The following is a 21,686-nucleotide window of genomic DNA, read 5'->3' as shown; positions in this document are numbered from 1 at the left end:
CCGGTCAAGGGCTTGGCCGGGAAGGGGTCGCGCCACGACGTCGACGGACAAAGGCGAACACAGCGAGCAGCGCGAAGCCTCCCCCTCGCGGTCGGGCTCCGCCGTGACCCGAGCTGGCGCAAGCGCAGCTCGCCTCGGCATCGACCCCAGCGTCCGCGAGGCCTCCCGCCCCCGTCTCGCCCTCGCTGTCGGTGCCCACCTCGTCTGCGGCCTCGTCGGAGGAGGACTCCTCGCCAGACGAAGACGACCCCTCAGACGAAGACTCCTCGTCCGTGGAGGACTCCTCGCCAGACGAAGACTCCTCGTCGGACGAAGACTCCTCCTCCGTCGAGGACTCGTCGGACGCAGCCTCCTCCTCCGGAGAGCCGCTCTCCTCCGTGTCCCAGTCGCTGTCCAGATCGCCCTCCCATGGCCACTCGCAGCCCTCCTCGAACCACTCGTCGCCCCCCGACGGCTCGGGCTCCTCGGAGCAGTCGTTGAGTACGCAGCAAGGGTTGAACGCGATCGACGCCGCGATCTGTGCCAGCGCGCTCTGCAGCTCCTGCTGTGTATCAACGTGGTAGGGAGCGCCCTCCCCGCCCGAGCCCCACGCCGCCATGGCGGACAGCTCGATGAGGGCCTGCGGAGTATCAGCGCCCTCGCCAAAGCCGACCACGTGGGTGGTCACGCCCTCGTTGAACATCGCCTCGAGTGCGGCCTGAACCTGCGCGTCGGTCGAGTAGGCGGCGTAGGCCCCGTCGGTGATCAAGATGTTCACGTAGGGGGTCTGCGCATGGGTCGGGAACTCGGCGTCCGGCGCCTGGCCGTCGAGGTGGTACTGGCTCCGGTTCGCGGCGATGAGCTCGAGGCCGAGGTGGGTGGCCGAGCCCGAGCCCGAGCAAGCGCCGGAGCCCTCGCAGCGGGGCATGTGGCTGAGGGTCGCGTGGACGAAGCCTGGGGGCTCGGTCTGGCTGCCGTCTTGGAAGCTCCAGCCGATGGGCGGTCCGCCCCAGGGGTCGCTGCAGGTCGGCTCCGCGCAGGAGCTCTCGGGGTCGAGGGCCCACTCGAAATTGTCCCGAAGGCAGGGCCCGTACTGAGCCATGATCTTCTCCTCGCCGGGCTCGTCGTCGCCGAACACTGCCAGCCCAAACAGCGACAGATCCTCGAGCGCGCCCACCCCCAGGTCGAGGTCGAAGGGGCCTCCGACCCCCGTGAGGGCCGCGCGCGCCTGGTCCCAGGGGGTCTGCCCTTGCGGCCCCCAAGTCTGGCCGCCGTCGACGTTGAGCATCGACGACGAGGCGTCGAGCAAGACCATCACCCGCGGTTGGCCGCCGATGCAGGCGGGGCCGAGCACGGCGTCGGTGAGGTCGTCGGCGACCATGCTCAGGGCCTTGTCGAAGAGCGCGGGCGTGTCGGCGTCGGTGGCCGCGGTGGTTCCGCCCGCGGCGGCCGTCTCGTCGGCGGCCAGCTCTGCGTCGGGGTTCCCAGCCAGAGCGATGACGAAGGTGGGGACGTCGTGGTTGTCGAACAGCTCGCTGGCCGTGATCGCCGGGTCTTGGTTCGCGGGCGACATCACGGTCGTGCCGTCGGTGCCCGTCCACGCCCCGTCGGTGACCAGAATGTTGATGTAAGCGCGGGCGGGGTCGGCCAGGTCCTCGGGGTGGTCGGCCTTGGTCGCCGCAATCTCGGCGCCCGCCCGCTCGAGCGCGCCCTTGGTCCAGGTTCCGTGGCCAAACACGGCTCCACCTGCGGGTGGGGAGATCGCAGCGAGGGCGTCGCCGATCGCCTGGCCGTTGCAGGGCAGGTAGGTGGCGTCGGCGTCGTCCCACTCGACGTCGATGGCCTGACCGTCGACGATGGTCTGATCGACGTCCACGGCGATCATCGTTCCCGAGGCCCCTGGTGCGGGGTCATGGGCGAAGCGCATCAGCGCCAGGTGGGTGTGCTGGCTCAGGAAGCTCCCTGGCGCCGTGGCCTCCTGCATGGCGGCGACCGTGACCTCCCACCGAGTCAGCTGATTGTCTGCATCCCAGACCTCGTTCATGGACGTCGAGTAGTCCACGATGAGCATGACGTTGGGCTTCTTCGAGCTGCACTCTGCCTCGGGCGGGCAGCTCGGGGGCTCGGCCTCCGCCGGGCTGGGCGGGGCCGCGCACAGGCCCAGGACCAGCCCGAGCCCCAGCAAGGCTCCGAGCTGAACGCCCGCGCGAGGCCATGACTTGGGACGCCGAGTAGCCCTCGCCCCACCTTTCATCCAAAACTGAGCCACGGAACCGAGCATATCGGCGCTCCACCCCATCGCTGTCCGCAGAGTGTGCGCAGCGGCGTCCTGGGGCTGCTAGCATCGAGAGGGTGACTTCCCGACCCCTCTCTCGTCTCGCCCTCGCGGGCCTGGCTGCGGCCGCCCTGGCGAGCACGGCCTGCTCCAAATCCCCGACGCCGGCCGAGGCCCCCGCGCCCGAGCGCAGCTCCGTGACCCCGGCGCAGGTCTGCGATCGCATGCTGGTCATGATGCAGTCGGAGCTCTCGGCCGAGGGCGCGGCCCTGCCCGAGGCAGACCTCGATCGCTTCCGCGGAGAGTGCATCGCCGACGCCACCAACGAGCAGACCTACGCCCCCGAGTCCTACGCGCTGAGCTCGAAGTGCGTGATGGAGTCCATGACCCTCGCGCAGGTGCTGACCTGCACCGGCGCCGAGGAGGGCGCGCCCCAGCCCAAGGGCGGCGGCGGGGCGGTGAGCGCGGGCCGAGACAAGCAGGCAGACTGCGAGGCCCTCGGGCGCAAATTCTACGAGTTCTTCCTGATCGAGGCCAAGCAAGAGCCCGAGTTCGCCGACTACCCCGAGGAGATCCTGCGCGAGGGCGCGGCGGCGGGCATGCAGGAGGTCATCGACCAGTGCATGATCGCGGACCTCGACCCGGCCTCCGTCGAGTGCGCGCTGGCGGCGAGGAACATGGCCGAGATGGAGGAGTGTTGAGGCCCTCGACCCTCGCATTCGTCGTCGCTGCGGTCGGGGGGACGCTGGCTTGCCGCGCGTCCGACCCCGCCGAGGCGCCCGACCAGCCCGAGCCGAGCGCCACCGCCAACGCTGACGCCGAGCCCGAGTCGCCGCCCCCCGAGCTGGTCTGCGAGCACCTCGTCAGCCTGCTGACCGCCGCGAGCCCGGGGCTCCCCGCCAGCGAGCGCGACGCCACGCGCTCGACCTGCGTCGCCAACGCGACCCAGCGGCGCGCCGACAGCCCCGCGCCCTACCTGGCCGACAGCTACTGCACGCTGCTGTCGAGCTCGGCCGAGGACCTCGCGAGCTGCGCCGAAGACCCGCGCACGATCCCCTGCCAGCGCATGGCCGACCGCGTCGCCGTGCTCTACTTCCAGCGCCTCGGGGAGCAGACCGAGGCCGCCGCCGACGAGGGCGCCCTCGCCGACCGGGCGACCATCGAGCACGACCGCCTGCTGCTCGAGTGCCTCGGGCAGGGCTTCGACTACGCCGCCCTCGACTGCGCCCTCGCGTCGCGCAGCTACGCCGCGTTCGAAGCCTGCAACTGGCCTGGATTGAGTTGAATCGAGTTGAGTTGGACTTCAGGGCTCGGCGCGCAGCCGGGCCTCGATGGCCGCGGGTGAGACCTCCCGCTGGCGCACCTGGGCGAACTTCTCGGCGAAGCTCCCCGGGTTGCCCCAGCGCGGCTCGTCGTAGAACTCGGCCGCGCCCGGGTTGACGCGCATGTCGGCGAACCAGCTGTCGAGCTCGACGGTCTCGGCGTCGACCACGGCCAGCGGGTCGCGGGGGATGCTGGTGTGGACGTGCTCGGCGGGGACGCGCAAGTAGTCGCCCCGAGAGCGGAACGCGAACGCGCCGGCGTCGAGCCGCAGGCCCCGAACGCGGGCGTCGAGGACCACGCTGCCCGCGGCGATGGCGAAGTGGTCGAGGCGCGAGCCGACGATCACCGCGCCCTCGGCCTGCCCCGAGCCCAGGGCGCTGTCGACGATGAGGCAGTCGCGCACGCTGCCGTCCTGGGGCAGCTCACAGTCCCCGACCGCGCGGTTTCCCCAGCGATCGGGCTGGCCAAAATCGAGGGCCGCCAGGGCCTGGGCGAAGGGGTCGTCGCGCAGCGCCAGGTAGGCGTCGCGGGCCTTGGCCACCTGCCCGACGTCGCCCCAGTAGGGCGCCTCGCCCATGTCGATGACCGCCACGCGCATGGGGTGGCCGCGCTCGGCCTCGACGCGCGCGCGCAGGTCCCGGGCGCGGGCGTAGAAGTCTGGGCAGCGCGCGACCAGGGCCTGGAGCCGCGGGTCCCGCTCGACCTCCGCGGCCCAGGTCGCCGCGTCTTGGGTGAGGGCCTCGAACAGGTAGCCATCCACGTCGATCCACGCTTCGACCCCGGCGAAGGCCTCGGCGGCGTGGCGCAAAAAGACGTGGGAGAAGGCCGGGCTGCCGGTGTGCACGTGGGCCCGCGCGAGCGCGTCCTCGCCCGCGCCGTCCTCCAGCCCGAGCGCGCTCAGCAGCTCGGCCCGCGGGCGACGGTGAACCTGCACGACCAGCTCGCCGCGCTCGTCGACCCGCAGCCACTCCTTGTTGCGCGCCAGGTCCTCGGTGATGCGGGTGTGTGAGCCAAAGCGGACCGCGTCGACCTCGCTGAGGTCGCGCCGCGCCGCGCTCAGGGCCGCGAGGGCCTTGGCGCTCATCTGCGGCTCGTCCCCCCACTTGAGCGCGATGCCCCGAAAGCCGAGGCGCTCGAGGGTGCGGACGACGAGGGTCCAGGTCCACACCGAGGCCGTCGCCGCGTCGAGCCAGCGCCGCTCGCCCGCGCCCACGCCCGTCACGGACACGGGCACGGGCAGCAGCGGCTTGATGCCGTGGAGGCGCTGGGTCAGCGGGCTCGAGCGCGTCCCCCTGCCCGGGAGCATGATGCCCAGGGCGACCCCGTCGGCGTCGATGCCCCCCGGGTGTCGAGCCGCGAAGCTCGCCAGCGCGTCGAGCAGACCCAGGAATTGACCGCGCCGCCGCGGCTCCTCGTGGGCGTAAATCTCCGTGCTCCCGTCGGCCCGGAACACCGCCTCGGCCTGCGCGCTGAAGTGCTCGGTCATCGCCGGTCCGTCGCCGCCGTTGACCACCGCGAGGACCTGCCGCGGGCCGAGGTTGCGCGGGGCCAGGCTGCGCAGCTGGGCCAAGTTGGTGCGCAGCCCGTCGCGTGGATCCACGGGCAGGATCACCTGGACCACCTCGCAGGCCTCGCCGCCCTCGTCCCCCTGGCTCTGGCGCACGCTCAGCCCCTGCACCCCCGCCGGCACCAACATCGACTCGCCCGCGCGCAGCTCTCCCCAGCTCTCTTGGTTGGGCCCGCTCAGCTCGACTCGACCACGGATCGCGTGCAGCGTGGTCAGCTGCCCCGGAAAGGCCGCCTCGACCACCGGCTGCTCGGCGCAGGGCCGGAGGTGATCGACGATGAAGGCCGGGCAGGCCACGGAGCGGTGCACCCCCGGGCGCTCGACGATGGTCTCGACCACGAAGCTCGCCGGGTCGCTGGCCTCGGTGTTCATGGTTGCGATCGCGGCCCCAACGTCGATGGGCCGCATGGGGAAGCGCAGGTGGTCCCAGGCGCGGAAGGTCGGCCCAGGGCGGCGGATCTCGAGGACCAGGAGCGAGCGGCCCTCGAGGTTGCCGAGGGCGTGGACCTGCGCCGAGGGGGTCTCGGCGCTGCGCGGCGTGGGCGGGTCGGCGTTGTAGAGGATCTGTCCGGGCTCGACGGGGATGGCGTTGAGCCGGCCCAGGGTGCGCAGGACCAGGTCGACGAGCTCCCCGACGAGGGTGCTCAGCTGCCCGCGTCCTGCCTCGCTCGGCTCCGCCACCCAAGGCGCCAACGCCTCGACCAGGGCTCCGTGTCGACCCGCGCGAGCGTCCTCGCTGCGCAGGTGATCCGCGATCGCGCGCTGCAGGGCGTGCTCGTCCACCTCCGGACGCAGCAGCGCGCGCAGGGCCACCTGCCCCCGTCGACCCGCCTCGAGCTCCTCAGCCAGGGCCTGCCCCTCGACCCCCTCGGCGAAGCCCAGGCACAGCGTCGCCCCCGGCTCGCGCTCGATGACCACGTAGAGCTCCGGGTTCCCCGGCGGGTGGGTCTGGACCGAGAGCAGCGCGCCGACGTCGAGGGTCTTGGGCAGCAGGGGGATGCGCCGACCAAAGGCCTCGAGCATCGCCGGGCCCAGGATCCACTCGCCCGCGAACTCGAGCAGATGGAGCAAGTCCACGGCCGTCCCGTCGGCGAGCTCGACCACCGAGGGGTGGCGGGCCGCCTCCGGGTCGAGGGGATCCGCCGCGACCTCGAAGACCTCTCCGTAGCGCGGGCCGTCCCCACCCGAGCGGGGCTCCAGGTCCTTGTAGCGCGCCATTTGGCGCCCCGCCCACGGCCGCTCCACGAGGTTGTCCCGACGCAGGCGAAGGGGGGCCGCGCTGACCAGGTTGACGACCGCGGGCTCGCCTGCGCGCAGGCGCTCATCGAGGGGGGAGTCCGACATGGGGCGAGCATAGCCCGGTCATCCCCGGCTCTCATTTTCGCGCTCGACTTCGCCCAAAACGAGCCAAGCACGAAGGATCGCGCCATACTGTCAAACCCTTCCGGGCCCGCTTTGCGCAGGCCCCTGGACCCTTGGAACCTGAACATGCGTGCGACTGCCCCCTCTCCTCGGAACCCGCTCTCGATCTCCACCCTCGCCGCCCTGAGCTGCTGTGTGGCGCTGTCTGTGGGGTGCAACGAGCGGCTGAGCGAGTCCCTGACCACGACCGTCGGCGACGACGAGTCCGGCACGGCGGACACGGGCGAGAGCAACGACGAGGTCGGCAGCGAGTCCTCCGAGAGCAGCGACTCCGGGTCCGAGTCCGCGGACGAGACCACCGAGTCCAGCGAGACCCAGACCTCCGAGACGGACACCCTCGGCGAGGACGAGACCGACGAAGAAGAGAGCACCACCGAGTCGACCGAGGAGACTGGGGAGAGCACCGACACGGGTGAGACTGGCGTCGACACCGGCGAGGAGACCTTCGACACCGGCGAGGAGACCTTCGACACCGGCGAGACCAGCTTCGACACCGGCGAGGAGACCTTCGGCGAGACCTTCGGCGAGACCTTCGGCGAGGGCACGGACACCGAGGGCGGCGGCGAGTGCAACGGCGAGTGCGGCTCGGCCGAGTGCGGCCCCTGCCCCGACCCCGAGCTCATCCCCCTCGGTGACTTCTCCATCGCCGCCACCGAGGTCACCGTCGTCCAGTACTCCCTGTTCGCCGCCGTCGAGTACAGCCTGAGCAACCTCCCCGCCGAGTGCTCCTGGAAGGAAGACTTCATCCCAGGCAGCTGGACCGAGCAGATGATGGACGACCCGGACATGCCGGTCTCGAGCATCGACTGGTGCGACGCGTGGGCCTACTGCGAGTGGTCCGGCGGGCACCTGTGCGGCGAGGCCGGGGGCGGAGCCGCGGCCCTCAACGACCTCAACGACCCGGTCACCAACGAGTGGTACCGGGCCTGCTCCGACGACGGCGCCCTGACCTACCCCTACGGCGACCTCTACGACCCCATGGCCTGCAACGGCGCCGACCTGATGCTCGGCGGCCTCGTCCCGGTGGCGAGCCTGGGCACCTGCGAAGGTGGAGTGCCGGACCTCTACGACATGAGCGGCAACGTGTGGGAGTGGACCTCGGCCTGCGCCGGCGTGCCCAACATCGACGAGAGCGAGCAGGACTGCCGGCGTCGAGGGGGCTCGCGCTTCTCGACGGACACCGTGCTGCGCTGCGCCGTGGACTCCAAGCGCGCCCGGGGCTTCCGCGGGAGCAACACCGGCACGCGCTGCTGCTACTGAGTCGTGGACGTGGGGCAGGGAGGGTGTGGCGTCGTCCACGACGACTAAAGTAGACAGGGACTGTGAAAACTTCACAGTCCCTGAGTCTGCCCCCGCGCTCAGCCACGTCCACGCACATAGTTGCGCAAGATCGAGTCCAGCTGCTCGTCGTCTGCGTCACCGAGCGCGCGCCGCAGCTGTCTCCGCGCACGCTCGAGGTCACGCTTGAGCGTCGCCATTGAAATACTCAGCACTTTTGCCGCATCGGGCTCAGTGAGCCCCTCGATATAGCGGAGCTGAAACGCCGCGAACTGGCGGCTTTTCAGCCCCTGCATCCCGACTTCGAGGTCGTTGTGGCGTGCGACACGAATACTCAAGCTGGTGCTGAGCGACTCCATCGTCATCTCCTCGAAGCCCTCGAAGCTCGGGAAGAAGCGTTTCAGGCCACGCGCTCGCTTCTCGTAGAACTGTTTTATCTTGTTGCGCGCGACCGCATACAAGAACGCGCGTTCGTTTTCGACCTGCGAGCGCTTCTCGATCAAGACCGTCATGCAGTCCTGCACGAAGTCCCCCAGCTCTGACTCGGGTATCCACCTACGCGCGTAGCGACGGAGGTCCTCACAGCTCCGCTCAAAGAACTCCCTATCACTTTTTCTTGTCACGACTTTGCTTTCCCGCGTGGTAGGCGGTCGCCGCGAGAGCTCCAACCGCAGCGCCTCCAATTACGAAATTTACGACCTGCCCGAACCAGCGACCCGATCGTTCTAGGTTTCGGCGCAGCTCCAACATCGACCCAAACCGGGCCTCTGCCCTGGGGTCGAGCGCGCGACCGAGTGTTCGAATCAAGGGCGCGGAGAGCTTGCTAGCGCCCGTGTAGTCCCGCGCTCGCCCCGTACGCGCGAGCTGTACTCTCGCGTGTTCAAATGGCCGAGTACCCGTGAGCAACTCCCACGCGGTCAGCGCAAAGGCGTACTGATCCGCGGCGAAGCTCGCTTGCCCCCCAAACGACTCCGGGGCCATGTACTCCGGCGTTCCCACGCCGACCTCTCCACGAGGAACGAGCCCTGCCCCTCCTCCGCGGCTGCCAACCTGGTACGCGAGCCCAAAGTCGACGAGACGCGCGCTGCCGACCTTGGTGACGAGAACGTTTTCGGGCTTGAAGTCTCGGTGCACGATCCCCGCCGCATGAGCCGCTTCGAGGCCTCGCGCCGCGGAGCTCAACAGCTCAACCCTGACCTCTGAGGAGACCTGTCGTCGCCCCCACTCGCGCAGGTTCATGCCTTCCACATATTCCATGACGATCACTACAAAACCAAGTTCACCTTGGCTCGACGAAACGCTCGCGCAAAGCACATCAAAGACCGTGGTGACTTCGTCCGCTCTCACGCGAGTCAGAGCCTGGGCCTCTCGCCCCAGGTAGTCACGCATGGCGAGAGGCTCCCTGGCGGGGATGCACTTGAGCGCGACGAGCCGCCCGAGTCGCGTGTCCCGAGCCCGAGCGACGATGCCGAACGCTCCGGTCCCCAACACTTTCTCAACTCGGAATCGATCTGCAACCCACAACGTCTCCCCACAACCCGAGCGACCCTGAGCGATTCGCGCATCAAAGGTCGACTCGAGGCTTACCAGCGCTCCTGAACGGCGTTTCATAACAACCTTAGTCGAGTTCTCAATTTTTTGAGGTCGAGTGAGCTGATCCGTCGACGCGCAGGACTTCTCGATCGAGACCCACCATGAGCCGCCGCGTCATACTCCTCGATTTCCCTTGGGCTCGCGACAAAGATCCGCGACTTCCTCTGGGCCACGCATGCCTTCTTTCCGCGCTCAAGGCGGCCCCAAACATCGAGCCTCGCTCGTTGGTGATGGCTGCGAATGATCCCACGATCAACATCGACGACCTGTCCACCCACATTCTAGCCCAGTGTGATGATGAGCGAGGCGAAATCGACCTCGCCGTTGGGGTTTACGTATGGTCCGAGGGGCTCGTTGGCGCACTACTGCCGAGCCTTCGGGCGCGGGGTTTTCGCGGCCGTATCATCCTGGGCGGACCACAGATCTCCTACGCGGCGGAGGGAGTCGAGCGTCTGTACCCCGACGCCGATGTGTTCGTGCGTGGGTTTGCCGAGGCCGCCCTCGTCGAAGTCCTCTCGAGTACCGCTCGCAAGCGCATCCAAGGAGTTGTGTACCGTGGCGGCTTCGACCGAGGCCGCCAAGCGAACATCAACTTCGACGAGACCCCCTCCCCCTGGCTAGACGGGACGTTCCATATCGAGCCGGGTAGCTTCGTTCGCTGGGAGACTCAGCGCGGCTGCCCATTCCGCTGCAGCTTCTGCCAACACCGTGAGGCAGGGCAAAGCGTCCCTCGGCAACGGTCCGAGAGCGGCCGCATCGGACGAGAGATCGAGCTCTTCGTAGAGCGCGGCGTGCGAGAGATCGCTGTTCTCGACCCTGTGTTCAACAGCGGCGGCCCTACCGGCGCACGACGAAGCACACGCCTTCTCCGTCGCTTTTCCGATGTCGGGTACCGCGGCCGCCTGTCCTTGCAGTGCCGGCCCGAACACGTCGATGACGACTTCATCGACGCCTGCGCAGCCCTCGACACCTGCCTGGAATTTGGGCTGCAAACCACCGAGCGGCGAGAGTGGAAGCCAATTCAGCGCGGCAACAAGCTGGAGACAGTTGACGCCACCCTCTCGGCTTGCCGAGACAAAGGAGTCGACCACCAGGTTTCGCTGATCTTTGGTCTGCCAGAGCAGACCGTCGAATCTTTTGAGCGATCGCTAGCATGGTGCCTCGAGCGGGAAGTCCCAGTCATCAAAGCCTTCCCTCTGATGCTGCTACGCGGCACCGAGTTGGAGCGGACCCGCAGTCGCTGGTCGCTCCGAGAGACAACGACCCCAATGCCGATCGTGTGCGGCTCTTCGACCTTCGACGAGCGTGACTGGCTGCGCATGGCTCAACTCTCTCAAGCCCTCCGAATGACGGAGCGCAATCACCCGCGCTCGATCGAGGGCCTCCGGGCCCTCGCCCGCGACCTCGAATGTGACGAGTCGCGTTGGAACCCCACCCAAGATCGGCACCCCGCATGAACACCACGCGACGAGCACACTCCGCCCCCACATTCATCGCCTTTGAAGGGCTCGACGGATCCGGCAAAACCACCATTTCTCGACGCGTCGCGGAAGTCAGCGGCTCACGCTACATGACGACCCCCTCATCCACGCTTCGCAAGCTCCGTCCCGCCATCATCGACGACCTGAAGGACTCTCAAGAAGCGCGGCAGCTGTTCTACCTATCTACGGTGTTCGCGGCGAGCCGAGCGATCGAGCGCGCCTTGACCTCCGGAGAGTCCATCGTCATCGACCGCTACTTCCTATCCACGCAGGCCTACGCCGAGTTCCGTGGCTCGAACTTGCGCGTCGACACTCTCGAGCGGCGCCTCACCCCCGCGACGCTCACCGTCTACGTCGACGCCCCCCTCGCAATCCGTCGCAAACGAGTACAAACACGGGGAGCGAGTCCGGCCGACTCCGAGACGCTGACACGGGAGGCAGACGCTCGCCTGCGCGAGCTACACATTCAGCGACGAGAGCTCAGCGTCGTCGGGAACTTTGTCGTCATCGACTCGGATACTCACTCCATCGACGAGTGCGTCGAACGAGTCCTGGAGGCTCTCGACACCACCCTCACTCAACGTGCGTCCAGCCACATCTGCAAGCAGGCGTAGACCAACGCCACGGCGCCCAGGGGCACGAGCAGGATGCCGAGCCCAGGATCCGCGTCGTAGAACCACAGGCCACCCAGGAAAAAGCCCAGGGGCATGGTCACGCTCGCCACGCACAGCGCCAGCGAAGCCCGTGGAGTCTTGCCCCCCAGCTCGGCGGCCCCCCGCAGCTGCGCCGCGAGGGCCAGATGGACCAAGCCCAGCACGGCCCCGTGGGCGTGGGCCAGGCGCCACATGGTGCGGCGGGTCTCGTGGTCGAGGTAGGCCCCGATCTTGAAGCCGTGCAGGGTCTCGAGGGCCAGGCCGATGAGCGCGAACACGCCGAGGCTGGCCCAGCCCCACCGGTAGTGCCGCCCGTCGAGTTTGCCCTCGGCCATGGGCCTCACTCTCGCAGATCGACGGGGCGCCTGTCTCGGCGCTCGTGGTCGTGGCGCCAGCGCGCCTGCTCGAAGCCCTCCGCGCCGAGGTAGAGGGCCGGCTCGACCCGGCCAGGATGCGCCCACTCGGCCCACAGCCGCGCCTGCTCCTCGGCGAGCTCGGGCGCGCCGTCGACGTGGAGGGGCCGGGCCAGGGACCAGTCGAGCGCACCGTAGCCGGGCAGCGTCCGCAGGCTCCGCAGGGCCACCCAGCGCACGGCCGCGTACTCGTCGTCGAGGGCCCCGACGAGCAGCGGGGCCATCCAATCGGTCCCTGCGGTGGCCTGGGCCGACGGCCAGCCGAAGGCCCAGGCCGCGAGGGCGCGCTGGCCCGCGTCGCCGCGAACCAGCCAGTCGACGGCCGCGCTCCGCTCCCCTTCTGCCAACCCGAGCTCACCGAGCTCGCCCTCCCAGCCCAGACCCCAGCCCTGCTCGAGCGCCCGGGCCGTCCACGCCAGGCTGCGGTCGAGGTGGCAGGCGTTGCAGGCGTTGGGCCGGCCGTAGCTCACGCTCTCCTCGACGCTCGGCGTCGATATCCGGTGGGAGCGGATCGCCTTGGTCAGGCCGTAGACGGTGTGCGGCATGTGGCAGTTGACGCAGCGCGAGCCGGCCGAGTCCGCGGCGTGGCGGGTGTGCTCGGCCAGCGCCGAGCCAAGGCCCTCGTCCTCGCCGAGCGCCGTGTGGCATTGCGTACACTGGCGATCGTCGTCGTTCCGCGCGAAGGGGCTCAACTGGTCGTCTGGAAAGTCCCCGTGCATCTCGTGGCAGCTGGCGCAGCCAAACTCGACGTCGGCGTAGCAGGGCGACTCGATCAGCCCGTTGTAGTCCCGCCCCGAGATGCGCACGGTCCCGTCGCCCCAAAAGCGGCCCGAGAGGTAGTCCGGATCGACGTCGAGGAGCCCGTCGATCCACGGCTGATCGGCGAGCACGGGGTGGCGCACGACCTGGGTCGACGCGGCCAGCTCGTCGCCGGCCCGGTAGGCGCTCCCGCGGCCGAGCCAGGCCTGGTGATCGGGGAAGATGCTGGCCGAGTGGCACTGCCCGCAGATCTCCGAGCTGCGGTGGGCGTCGAGGCGTCCGGGGTGGACGATGGCCTCGGCCGGCGCCCTGCCCAGGTGCGCGAGGTAGCGGCGCAGCGGGCTGGTCTGCGCCTCGACGTGGTCCGCCCCGGGCCCGTGGCAGGCCTCGCAGGCGATGCCCAGCTCGGCGACCTCGGTGCCCACCGCCGCGCGCCGCTGGTCCGCCCCGAGCTCGACCTCGGGGGCCCCGGCGACGGCGTGGCACTTGAGACACACCTCGTTCCAGCCGTAGACCACGTCGGGCTCGTGGGGCCGCAGCAGCGTGGCCTCGTTGGCCACCCAGGTCTGGCCTTCCACGGACCACGCGAAGGGAAAGGCGACCAGGCGACGACCCGGCTCGGCGGCGACCCAGTACAGCTGCATGGTGTGGGCGCCGGTGCTCATGACCACGCGCTGCCACGCGAAAGGAGCCGCCCCCTCCACCTCCCCGGCGCCGCGCTCGAGCAGCCAGTTGGCCTCGGGCATGCGCACCCAAAACTCCTCGCCGCGGCGCTCGAGGGCGTGCGGGCCGTCGGCGTGGGGCAAGGGCGCGCGCGCGAAGTCTCCGAGCACCGTCCCCGCCCCGACGGCCTGGGTCATGGTCCGGTGCCAGCTCTGATGCCAGGTCGCGTAGGCGTCGGGGTGGCAGGCCTGGCAGCGCTTGGAGCCGACGAAGCCCTCGCTCGCGGGTCGGTCCGTCGGCAGCGCTCGAGCCTGGACGCGCTCCGAAGCCCGCCCCCGCGCCACGCGAGCGAAGCGGCTCGCGCTCGCTCCCCACGCCAGAGCCAGCGCCGCGAGACACAGCCCCGCGACCCCGACCTGGCCGACGCGTGCGCCCGAGCTCGCCACCCCCCGAGCATACGCCGACTGCTACCATCGCCCACCATGGTCCGTCGCTTCCGATCCGTGTGGGTGATCGCGTGGGTGCTCTGCGCCGGCTTCGCGTGTCGAGACGGCGAGGGCCTCGACGAGGGCGCGGACGACAACGACGAGGGCCAGGAGGAGTGGTCCCCCGACAGCAGCCAGGGCGTCGAGGACGTGCCCTACAGCGGGGGCGAGTGCACCCTCGAGGTCGCCGACGACTGCATGGATCCGGCGCTCAAGTGCATGCCCTGGGGCGAGGGCATGACCCCCACGGAGACCCGCTGCTGCCCCCTGAGCGACGCCCCCGTGGGCGCGGGCGAGCGCTGCACCGTCCAGGACTACCCGACCAGCTGCGTCGACGACTGCCCCGCGGGGAGCATGTGCCTGGTCGACGACCCCGAGACCCTGTCGGGCTTTTGCCAGGCCTTTTGCGACGCGAGCGATCCAGGGGCCTGCGGGGAGTCGCAGCTGTGCCGCGTGGCCTTCGACACCCGCGAGGCCGCCCCCGACGTCCCGCTGTGCGCGGCGCGCTGCAACCCGCTGACCCAAGACTGCGAGTCCGCCGGCTTCCCCGGCTGGGTCTGCCAACCATCGGGCCCCACGGCGCCGAACTTTTTCTGCCATCACCCCACCGGGCCCAGCCCCGCGCTCGAGCTCGAGAGCTGCGCCACGCCCAGCGACTGCGCGGCGGGGCTGACCTGCATCGGGGCCGCGCAGGTCCTCGGCTGCGAGGGCCTCGAGCGCTGCTGCACCTCCTACTGCGAGGTCGACGTCGACACCTGCACCGGCGGCAACGCGTGCTCCTCCCTCGAGTCCACGGTCCCAGGCCTCGAACAAGTCGGCGCCTGCGTCGACCCCTCCTGAGCCTGGAAACGGCCTTTCCCAACGCCCGAGCGCCCACTAGGATGGGCCCATGGTCTGGTCTGGTTCGGCGAATTCATGGGTCTGCGTCAGTGTATTGAGCCTCGCCCTGTTGCCCGCATGCCGCCCGGGCAACGACGAGGACGACGGCCAGGCCAGCGACGATGAGGTCGGCGACGAGGCGTCCGACACGAGCGCCCAGCCGCTCGTCACCTACCACGCCGACATCCGCCCCATCCTCGAGACCAACTGCCTCGGCTGCCACAGCGAGGGCGGCATCGGCCCCCTCGCGCTGACCAGCTGGGCCGAGGTCGAGCCCTTCGCCCAGCTCATGGCCGAGTCCGTCGCCGCCGGGACCATGCCGCCGTGGCTGCCCGACAACACCTGCCGGAGCATGCGCGACTCCTTCGCCCTGAGCCCCGAGCAGCTCCTCGCCTTCGAGCAGTGGGTGGAGGACGGCCTGCTCGAGGGCGACCCCGCCGACTACGTCGCCCCCATGCAAGAGCCGCCGCCAGCCCTCGGCGAGCCCGACCTGCACATCGAGATGCCCGAGCCCTACGCCGTCAACCAGGACCTGGTCGACGACTACCGCTGCATCCCCGTGACCGCGCCCTTCGAGGAGGACGTGTTCGTGACCGCCGTCAACGTCGACCCCGGCCGCGACGAGCTCGTCCACCACGTCATCGTCTACCTCGCCGGGCAAAACGCCCTCGACGAGCTCGAGATGATCGACGCCGCCGAGGAGGGCCCCGGCTACGCCTGCTACGGCGGCCCCGGCATCAGCATCCCCGACATCGTGAGCATGTGGGCCCCGGGCTTTGGCGCGGTCCGGTCCCCCGAGGGCGCCGCGATCCGCATCCCCGCCGGCTCCCGGATGATCCTCCAGATGCACTACAACACCGTCAACGCCACGGAGCCCGGGGTCGCCGACGCGAGCGCGGTGGACCTGTGGACCCTGCCGGCGGGCGAGGTCCCCGACGAGGTCATCAACTTCGTGCTGTTCTCGAACAAGAGCTTCGAGCTCCCCCCGGGCGAGGCGGACTACCAAGTCGAGACCGAGATGGGCGTGCCCGCGACGGGGACGCTGGTCGGGGTCGCGCCGCACATGCACACCCTCGGGACCTCCATGAGCGCCGACCTGCCCGGCTTCGACGCGGGCCAGAGCGAGCCCGACGCCTGCGTGGTCGACATCCCGCGCTGGGACTTCAACTGGCAAAACCTCTACTACTTCGACGAGTCCGAGTGGGTCGACCTCGACTACGGCGACGTCCTGCGCACGCGCTGCAGCTACGACACCACCTCCGTCGACGCGCCCGTGGGCTACGGCGACAGCACCTTCGACGAGATGTGTGTGTTCTACGCGATGATGGCCATGCCGTGGACGCCCGGCGAGCAGGGCCTGTGCGGCCCCGCGGCGGCGTGCGTCAACGGCTGCAGCGAGGACGACATCGACTGCTTCCTGACCTGCATCAAGACCTCGGGCACGGCCTGCTTTGCCTGCGGGCTGCAGCAGATCAGCGCCTGCGCGCCTCAGTTTTGCCTCGACTCGATCGTCCCGCTGGTCGAGTGCGTGACCGGGGACGCGTGCCCGACCGAGTCCGACACCTGCCTGCCGCTGCAGTGCGCGGCGGAGTTCGAGACGGCCTGGGACTGCCTCGCGCCCCACGTGTTCGCCGGGGAGTGCGACGCGGATCTAGCCGAGTGCGGCCTGGCCCTGGGGGGCTGAGGCCGCCTTCGCTACGCGATCGAGATCGCCAGCCGGCTCGCCAGCCAGTTCGCGAAGATGGCCCCCTCAACGACCGCCGCGTCCTCCCTGCTGCTAGACTCCCCCCGTGGACGACTCCCCCGTCGACGGCTGCGTGTTCTGCCACAACACCCGCGAGCGCGTGTTCGACTCGGCCCGGGTCTACGCCATCGCCGACGCCTTCCCGGTCTCCCCCGGCCACACCCTGGTGATCAGCAAGCGCCACGTCCCCAGCTACTTCGAGCTCGACGAGGCCGAGCAGCGCGAGATGTGGGCCGCCGTCGCCACCGTCCAGCGCGAGCTCAGCCGCCGCCTATTGCCGGGGGGCTTCAACGTCGGGTTCAACGTCGGGGCCGTCGCAGGCCAGACGATCATGCACGCGCACATCCACGTCATCCCGCGCTTTCACGGCGACATGGAGGACCCTCGCGGGGGCGTCCGCGGGGTCATCCCGGGGAAGCAAAAGTACGGCTAGGCCGCGCGTCACCCCGCGCCCCGCTAGCCGCACGTCAACCCGCGGCCGGTCGCGCACGCACGCGCGAGCGCCCGCTCGCCTCGCTCGGCGTCGGGGGCCGGAAACTTTCCGCAGGCCTCGAGCTGCGCGGGGTTCATGGGCGCGCTCGTCAGCGCCTGGAGCTCCACCCGCAAGATGGCCAGGCAGTCCGCGGGAGGGTTCGGGGCCCGGGGGTCCGAGGACGTGCAGGCCTGCACGTCGCCGGACCAGTCGAGGGCGCTGCGCTCGGCCGTGCTCGATCCGCCCACGTCCGCCAGCTCGAACAGCTCGGCGGTCGTGCTCACCGAGCCTCGGGTCCCGGTGCCCATGGCGAAGGCCCCGGCGAGCGCCGAGCGGACGATGTGGGTCGCGCCCGCGCAGTCCCCCTCGAGCTGCTCCGAGGACACCCCGGTGGCCGAGGTCCGCAGCTTCCCCACCGACACCATCGCAATGTCGATGGTCGCGCCGCGCTCGATGACCGCGGCCAGCTCGGCCCACGTCCACGGCTCAGCGTAGATCCTCGAGGGCACGCGCCAGCCGACGCACGCCCTCTTCGAGCTCGTCTTCCTCGTAAAAAGCGAAGCACAGCCGCACGTGCCGGTCGAGGGCGCGGGTGACCGCGCAGCGCGAGCCCTGGGTGCACTGGACCCGCGCCGCGCTCAGGGCCGCGGCCCAGGCCGCCGTGCCCACGCCGACGCTCGCCTCGACCTCGCGCAGCTCGGGCTCGAGGTCCAGCCACACGAAGTAGCCGCCCGTGGGCGCGAGGAAGCGGGCCCGCGGCAGGTGCTCGCGCAGGGCCCGGGTCAGGGCGGCGGCCCGGCTGGCAAAGGTCGCGCGCAGGCCCGCGACGTGCTCGGCCAAGAAGCCGCCGTCGATGGTGTCGTGGACCAGGGCCGAGATCACCGGGTTGAGCCCGCCCCCGCTGCGCACGCTGCCGTGGCTGGCCATGCGCGCGATGAGGTCGGGGTGGCCGTGGGCCCAACCCAGGCGCAGGCCCGGGCCGAGGATCTTCGAGAAGGAGCCGAGCGAGAGCACCCGGCCCTCGCCCCGCTCGTGGCTGACCATGCACGGCGGCGGGGCCTCGCCGTGGTAGAGCATGCCGTAGGGCTCGTCGGCGAGGATGACGAAGTCGTGGCGCTGGGCGAGGGCGACCAGGCGCGCGGCTCGGTCCGGGCTCAGGCATACCCCGGTGGGGTTGTGGAAGTTGGGGATGCAGTAGACGAACTCGACGGGGCCCTCGGCCAGGAGCTGCTCGAGGGCGTCGAGGTCGAGGCCCTCGTCGTCGACGGGGACGCCGACGACCTCGAGGCCCTGCCCCGGGTTGGCCAGGATCCCGTGGGCCAAAAAGTAGGTCGGGTCCTCGCAGACCACCCGGCCGCCGGCCCGGGCGAACACCTGGCTGGCGAAGCTCAGGGCCATGGAGTTGCCCCCGGTGATCATCAGCTCCTCGGGCGCGACGGGGTAGCGGTACTCCCGGGTCAGGAAGGCCGCGAGGGCCTCGCGGACGCCAGCGTACCCACGCATGAAGCCGTACTGCAGGAGCAGCGGGTCCGAGCCCGCGCCGAGGGTGCGCGCGGCCGCCTCGGCGAGGGCCGGGAGCGGCAACAGCCCGGGCGAAGGTTGGCCCAGGCCCAGGTTGATCACGCCCTCGAGGGCGGGGGTCTGGGCGAAGGGCGGGCCCTGGATCGTGCGCGGGAGCGAGTCGACCATGTGACGCGAGGCTACGCCCCCCCAAGTGGTCTGTCAGTCGCTCTGCCCACGCCCTTGACGGCGGCCACCGAAGAGTCAACGGTCTGGCCATGACCGGAGCCAGTGACACGCAGCGCGCCCATGACATCGTTTTGTGGGGAGCCACGGGCTTCACCGGGGCGCTCGTCGCCGAGTACCTGGTCAAGCGCGGCCTCGACGGCGTGCGCCTGGCCCTCGCCGGCCGCAACCTCGCCAAGCTCGAGAAGGTCCGCGCCGAGCTCAGCCAGTACGACCCCAAGGCCGCCGAGCTCCCCCTGCTCGTCGGGGACAGCCACGACCGCGCCTCCCTCGACGCGATCGCCCGCCAGGCCAAGGTCGTGTGCACCACCGTCGGCCCCTACGCCAAGTACGGCTCGGAGCTCGTGGCCGCGTGCGCCGAGCACGGCACCCACTACTGCGACCTGACCGGCGAGACCCAGTTCATCCACCGGATGATCCGCGCCCACGAGGCCCAGGCCCGGGAGACCGGCGCGCGCCTGGTCAACTGCTGCGGCTTCGACTCGATCCCCTCGGACCTGGGCACCTACATGCTCTACAAGGCCTTCGCCGACCGCGGCGGGCAGGTCCACCGCGTGCGCATGTTCTGTGGCGAGACCAAGGGCGCCGCGAGCGGGGGCACCATCGCCTCGATGCTCAACCTCGTCGACGAGGTCAAGCGCGACCGCTCCGTGCTAAAGGTCCTCGGCCACCCCTACTCGCTCTACCCCGAGGGCGAGCGCGCTGGGGTCGACGGCTCGGACCAGCGCGGCATCGGCCGCGACGACGATCTGGGCATGTGGACCGCCCCCTTCATCATGGCGGCGATCAACGCCAAGGTCGTGCGCCGCAGCAACGCCCTGCTCGACTTCGCCTACGGCCGGGACTTTCGCTACGACGAGTGCGCGAGCACGGGCAAGGGCTTGAGCGGCCTGACCCGCGCGGCCGTGACCGCGGGCGGCATGGCGGCCTTCCTCCCGGCGATCGCCTTTGGGCCCACGCGCCGCCTGCTCGAAAAGCGCCTGCCCTCCCCCGGCGAGGGTCCGGACCGGGCCACGCGCGAGAGCGGCTTTTTCGTGGTTCGGCTCATCGCCGACGGGGTCGACAGCGGCGGCAACCCGCTCCAGCTCCGCGGCCGCGTGGAGGGCATCAACGACCCGGGCTACGGCGAGACCGCCAAGATGCTCGGGGAGTCGGCCCTGTGCCTGGCCTTCGACGAGCTCGACAGCCCTGGGGGCCTGCGCACGCCGGCCTCGGCCATGGGCGAGCCGCTGATCGAGCGGCTGCGCGCCGCCGGGATGACCTTCCGCGTCGACGAGCGCTGAATACTGCTTTGCCCCCACAGACGTCTCTGAACCGGGGACGCTTCGTCGCTGCCCGCTCCTCCGCTCTGCTCGTGGGGCAATGAAGTTGATACTTGGGAGGAGGGCTCGGTCGCCCCCCAAGGGGGGCGCGGATTCCATACCCCGCTCAGGGCAAGATCGCCGCCGTCACGGCGGTGGTCCACTCGCCGTGGGCGCGCACGTAGGTCCCGCGCATCCAGACCAGCGCCGTGCGCTCGTCCTCCCACTCGGGCACGATCGGCCGCAGGTTGTCGACCTCCGAGTTCGCGGTGATCGACTCCCAGGTCCAGCCCGAGTCCGAGCGCGTGCCCCGGAACAGCTCGTAGTGACGCCTGCAGTCGGCCTCGCTGATCAACGCCTCGCCCGTGGTCGGCTCGGCGTCGGTCGAGATGTAGATGACGTTGGGGTTGGTCGGGTCGAGGGCGGCCAGCCCCGTGTAGTCCTCCTCGCGGGGGTAGAGGTGGGTGCCCGCGTACGCGATCTCTTCGTGGGACCACGACTCGCCGTCCCAGCGACCGTAGTGGTAGCGCATGTCCTGGCCCGCGCCGCCGAAGAAGGGCACGCCTGCCCCGTCGCGCTGGGTCGAGAACGCGAGGTAGGGCAGGCGCTCGGCGTCGAGCTCGATGTCGACGGTCCAGGCGACGTGGTCCTCGTCGCCGGCGTAGACGAGGCTCAGGTCCAGGACAGACAGGTTCGCCCCCGTCGTCTCGCTGAGCTCGGCGATCGGCGCCCCGCTCGAGTCGTGGATGACTCCCCCCTGCAGGTAGCCGTGGTAGATGCTGTTGTCGTAGTGGCGGGGGTGGTCCTCCGTGGCCATGAAGTGCAGCGTGCCCGCGCCGTCGTAGGCGTAGCGCAGGTAGGGCGCGTAGCCGTCGAAGCCCTCCATCAAGCGCCCGCCGTAGGTCCAGGTCTCGCCCTCGTCGTCCGAATACATGTAGTTCGGGTCGGACTCGTAGCCGCGATAGAAGTTGTAGATGCGCCCGCCTGGAAAGCGGAACAGGTTGGCGTAGGTGACGTTGTCGCCGCCAAAGCCGCTGTCGACCCCGGGCGTGACGAATTCCTGCGCCGCTCCCCAGCGCAGCGGGTCGCCGACCTCCGAGTGCTGCGTATAGACGACCCGCTCGAGCCCGTGGATGGCGTAGGCCGCCAAGATCCGACCGTCGGGCAGCGGGAGCAAGGAGGGCGCGTCGTGGTCGTCTTGCTCGAACTGGGGGTAGAGGACGCTGGTCCCGACCGCGCCCGTCTCGATGTCCAGGGTCGAGACCTCGACGTTGCCCCAGCCCTCGGCGCCCTCGTCCTCCCTGGCCTTGCCCACGGCGCGCACCGAGCCGACGATGAGCTTGCCCTCGCTGACGATCGCGCGGCTGCTCATGAACCATGACCACGCGCCGTTGTCGTTGACCTCGATGAAGTCGACCTCGATGTCCGGCCCCCCCGAGCCCAGCGGGGACTCGCAGTCCTCCTGACATCCGCTCGCAGCCAGCCCACCGAGCGCCAGGGTCAGAGCACAGATGGGCGTCAAACAGGGGATCGAGTGAAGCTTGGGCACCTGGAATTCCCGTCAAAACAGCGAGTTTTGGGCAGTTACCACGGGCGTGAGTCCCGCGTCCACAACGAGCGCGCGCCTTGCAATGCCCGCGGCCTTGGACGACC

General features: G+C 70.2%; 18 protein-coding genes. 9 read left to right on the top strand and 9 right to left on the bottom strand.

Features of this window, described 5'->3' with window-relative positions; all coding sequences use genetic code 11:
- Positions 1-4: 4 nt before the first annotated feature.
- Positions 5-2,164: a hypothetical protein gene (locus PPSIR1_RS07230; protein ID WP_006970356.1), complete on the bottom strand. Its 2,160-nt coding sequence runs from the start codon at positions 2,162-2,164 to the stop codon at positions 5-7.
- 167 nt (positions 2,165-2,331) lie between these two features.
- On the opposite strand from PPSIR1_RS07230, the gene PPSIR1_RS07225 reads away from it, so the two are divergent.
- Positions 2,332-2,955: a hypothetical protein gene (locus PPSIR1_RS07225; protein ID WP_006970355.1), complete on the top strand. Its 624-nt coding sequence runs from the start codon at positions 2,332-2,334 to the stop codon at positions 2,953-2,955.
- Complete coding sequence (locus PPSIR1_RS07220; protein ID WP_157595278.1) at positions 2,952-3,539, top strand: hypothetical protein; 588 nt, start codon at positions 2,952-2,954, stop codon at positions 3,537-3,539. The genes PPSIR1_RS07225 and PPSIR1_RS07220 overlap by 4 nt, the downstream gene beginning before the upstream one ends.
- 18 nt (positions 3,540-3,557) lie before the next feature.
- Here the strand turns inward: PPSIR1_RS07220 and PPSIR1_RS07215 are convergent, their stop codons facing one another.
- Positions 3,558-6,488, bottom strand: a complete 2,931-nt coding sequence (locus PPSIR1_RS07215; protein ID WP_006970353.1) for a hypothetical protein — start codon at positions 6,486-6,488, stop codon at positions 3,558-3,560.
- Between the two features lie 213 nt (positions 6,489-6,701).
- On the opposite strand from PPSIR1_RS07215, the gene PPSIR1_RS42060 reads away from it, so the two are divergent.
- The gene (locus tag PPSIR1_RS42060; RefSeq protein WP_053335330.1) at positions 6,702-7,826 is read left to right on the top strand and encodes a formylglycine-generating enzyme family protein; all 1,125 of its coding nucleotides are present in this window, start codon (positions 6,702-6,704) and stop codon (positions 7,824-7,826) included.
- 98 nt (positions 7,827-7,924) lie between these two features.
- On the opposite strand, the gene PPSIR1_RS42055 is transcribed toward PPSIR1_RS42060, so the two are convergent.
- Positions 7,925-8,467, bottom strand: coding sequence for an RNA polymerase sigma factor (locus tag PPSIR1_RS42055; RefSeq protein WP_157595277.1), 543 nt, complete (start codon positions 8,465-8,467; stop codon positions 7,925-7,927).
- A complete protein-coding gene (locus PPSIR1_RS07200) occupies positions 8,451-9,455 on the bottom strand; it encodes a serine/threonine-protein kinase (protein ID WP_086001090.1) in 1,005 nt (334 codons plus the stop codon). Before PPSIR1_RS07200 ends, PPSIR1_RS42055 begins: the two co-directional genes overlap by 17 nt.
- 83 nt (positions 9,456-9,538) lie before the next feature.
- Between PPSIR1_RS07200 and PPSIR1_RS07195 the strand changes: the two genes are divergently transcribed.
- Entirely contained in the window at positions 9,539-10,894 is a 1,356-nt protein-coding gene (locus PPSIR1_RS07195; protein WP_045115540.1) for a B12-binding domain-containing radical SAM protein, read from the top strand.
- On the top strand, positions 10,891-11,532 hold the full coding sequence (locus PPSIR1_RS42050; RefSeq protein ID WP_086001089.1) for a dTMP kinase: 642 nt from the start codon (positions 10,891-10,893) through the stop codon (positions 11,530-11,532). The genes PPSIR1_RS07195 and PPSIR1_RS42050 overlap by 4 nt, the downstream gene beginning before the upstream one ends.
- Here PPSIR1_RS42050 and PPSIR1_RS07185 read toward each other — a convergent pair.
- A complete protein-coding gene (locus PPSIR1_RS07185; RefSeq protein WP_006970347.1) occupies positions 11,496-11,906 on the bottom strand; it encodes a hypothetical protein in 411 nt (136 codons plus the stop codon). The genes PPSIR1_RS42050 and PPSIR1_RS07185 overlap by 37 nt on opposite strands.
- A 5-nt stretch (positions 11,907-11,911) precedes the next feature.
- Entirely contained in the window at positions 11,912-13,852 is a 1,941-nt protein-coding gene (locus PPSIR1_RS07180; RefSeq protein ID WP_006970346.1) for a cytochrome c3 family protein, read from the bottom strand.
- Between the two features lie 36 nt (positions 13,853-13,888).
- Here PPSIR1_RS07180 and PPSIR1_RS07175 point away from each other — a divergent pair, with 36 nt between their 5' ends.
- The 3 genes from PPSIR1_RS07175 (at position 13,889) to PPSIR1_RS07165 (ending at position 16,947) form a co-directional block, all read left to right on the top strand.
- Positions 13,889-14,731 carry a hypothetical protein gene (locus tag PPSIR1_RS07175; protein WP_006970345.1) on the top strand — a complete coding sequence of 281 codons (843 nt, stop codon included), beginning with the start codon at positions 13,889-13,891 and terminating at the stop codon, positions 14,729-14,731.
- 109 nt (positions 14,732-14,840) lie between these two features.
- Positions 14,841-16,454, top strand: a complete 1,614-nt coding sequence (locus PPSIR1_RS07170) for a monooxygenase (RefSeq protein ID WP_157595276.1) — start codon at positions 14,841-14,843, stop codon at positions 16,452-16,454.
- 106 nt (positions 16,455-16,560) lie between these two features.
- Positions 16,561-16,947 (top strand): HIT family protein, encoded by a 387-nt coding sequence (locus PPSIR1_RS07165; RefSeq protein ID WP_006970343.1) that lies wholly within the window; start codon positions 16,561-16,563, stop codon positions 16,945-16,947.
- Positions 16,948-16,970: 23 nt separating this feature from the next.
- On the opposite strand, the gene PPSIR1_RS07160 is transcribed toward PPSIR1_RS07165, so the two are convergent.
- Positions 16,971-17,495: a hypothetical protein gene (locus PPSIR1_RS07160; RefSeq protein WP_006970342.1), complete on the bottom strand. Its 525-nt coding sequence runs from the start codon at positions 17,493-17,495 to the stop codon at positions 16,971-16,973.
- A complete protein-coding gene (locus PPSIR1_RS07155) occupies positions 17,473-18,675 on the bottom strand; it encodes an aminotransferase-like domain-containing protein (RefSeq protein ID WP_006970341.1) in 1,203 nt (400 codons plus the stop codon). The genes PPSIR1_RS07160 and PPSIR1_RS07155 overlap by 23 nt, the downstream gene beginning before the upstream one ends.
- An 89-nt stretch (positions 18,676-18,764) precedes the next feature.
- Here PPSIR1_RS07155 and PPSIR1_RS07150 point away from each other — a divergent pair, with 89 nt between their 5' ends.
- A complete protein-coding gene (locus PPSIR1_RS07150) occupies positions 18,765-20,015 on the top strand; it encodes a saccharopine dehydrogenase family protein (protein WP_006970340.1) in 1,251 nt (416 codons plus the stop codon).
- Between the two features lie 145 nt (positions 20,016-20,160).
- On the opposite strand, the gene PPSIR1_RS07145 is transcribed toward PPSIR1_RS07150, so the two are convergent.
- Positions 20,161-21,582 carry a BNR-4 repeat-containing protein gene (locus tag PPSIR1_RS07145; protein ID WP_232296443.1) on the bottom strand — a complete coding sequence of 474 codons (1,422 nt, stop codon included), beginning with the start codon at positions 21,580-21,582 and terminating at the stop codon, positions 20,161-20,163.
- Positions 21,583-21,686 lie beyond the last annotated feature (104 nt).

It is taken from the genome of Plesiocystis pacifica SIR-1, assembly GCF_000170895.1.
Lineage (GTDB): Bacteria > Myxococcota_A > Polyangia > Nannocystales > Nannocystaceae > Plesiocystis > Plesiocystis pacifica.
Note: the sequence above shows the minus strand (reverse complement) of the source record. Positions and strands in the feature narration are given on the sequence as shown.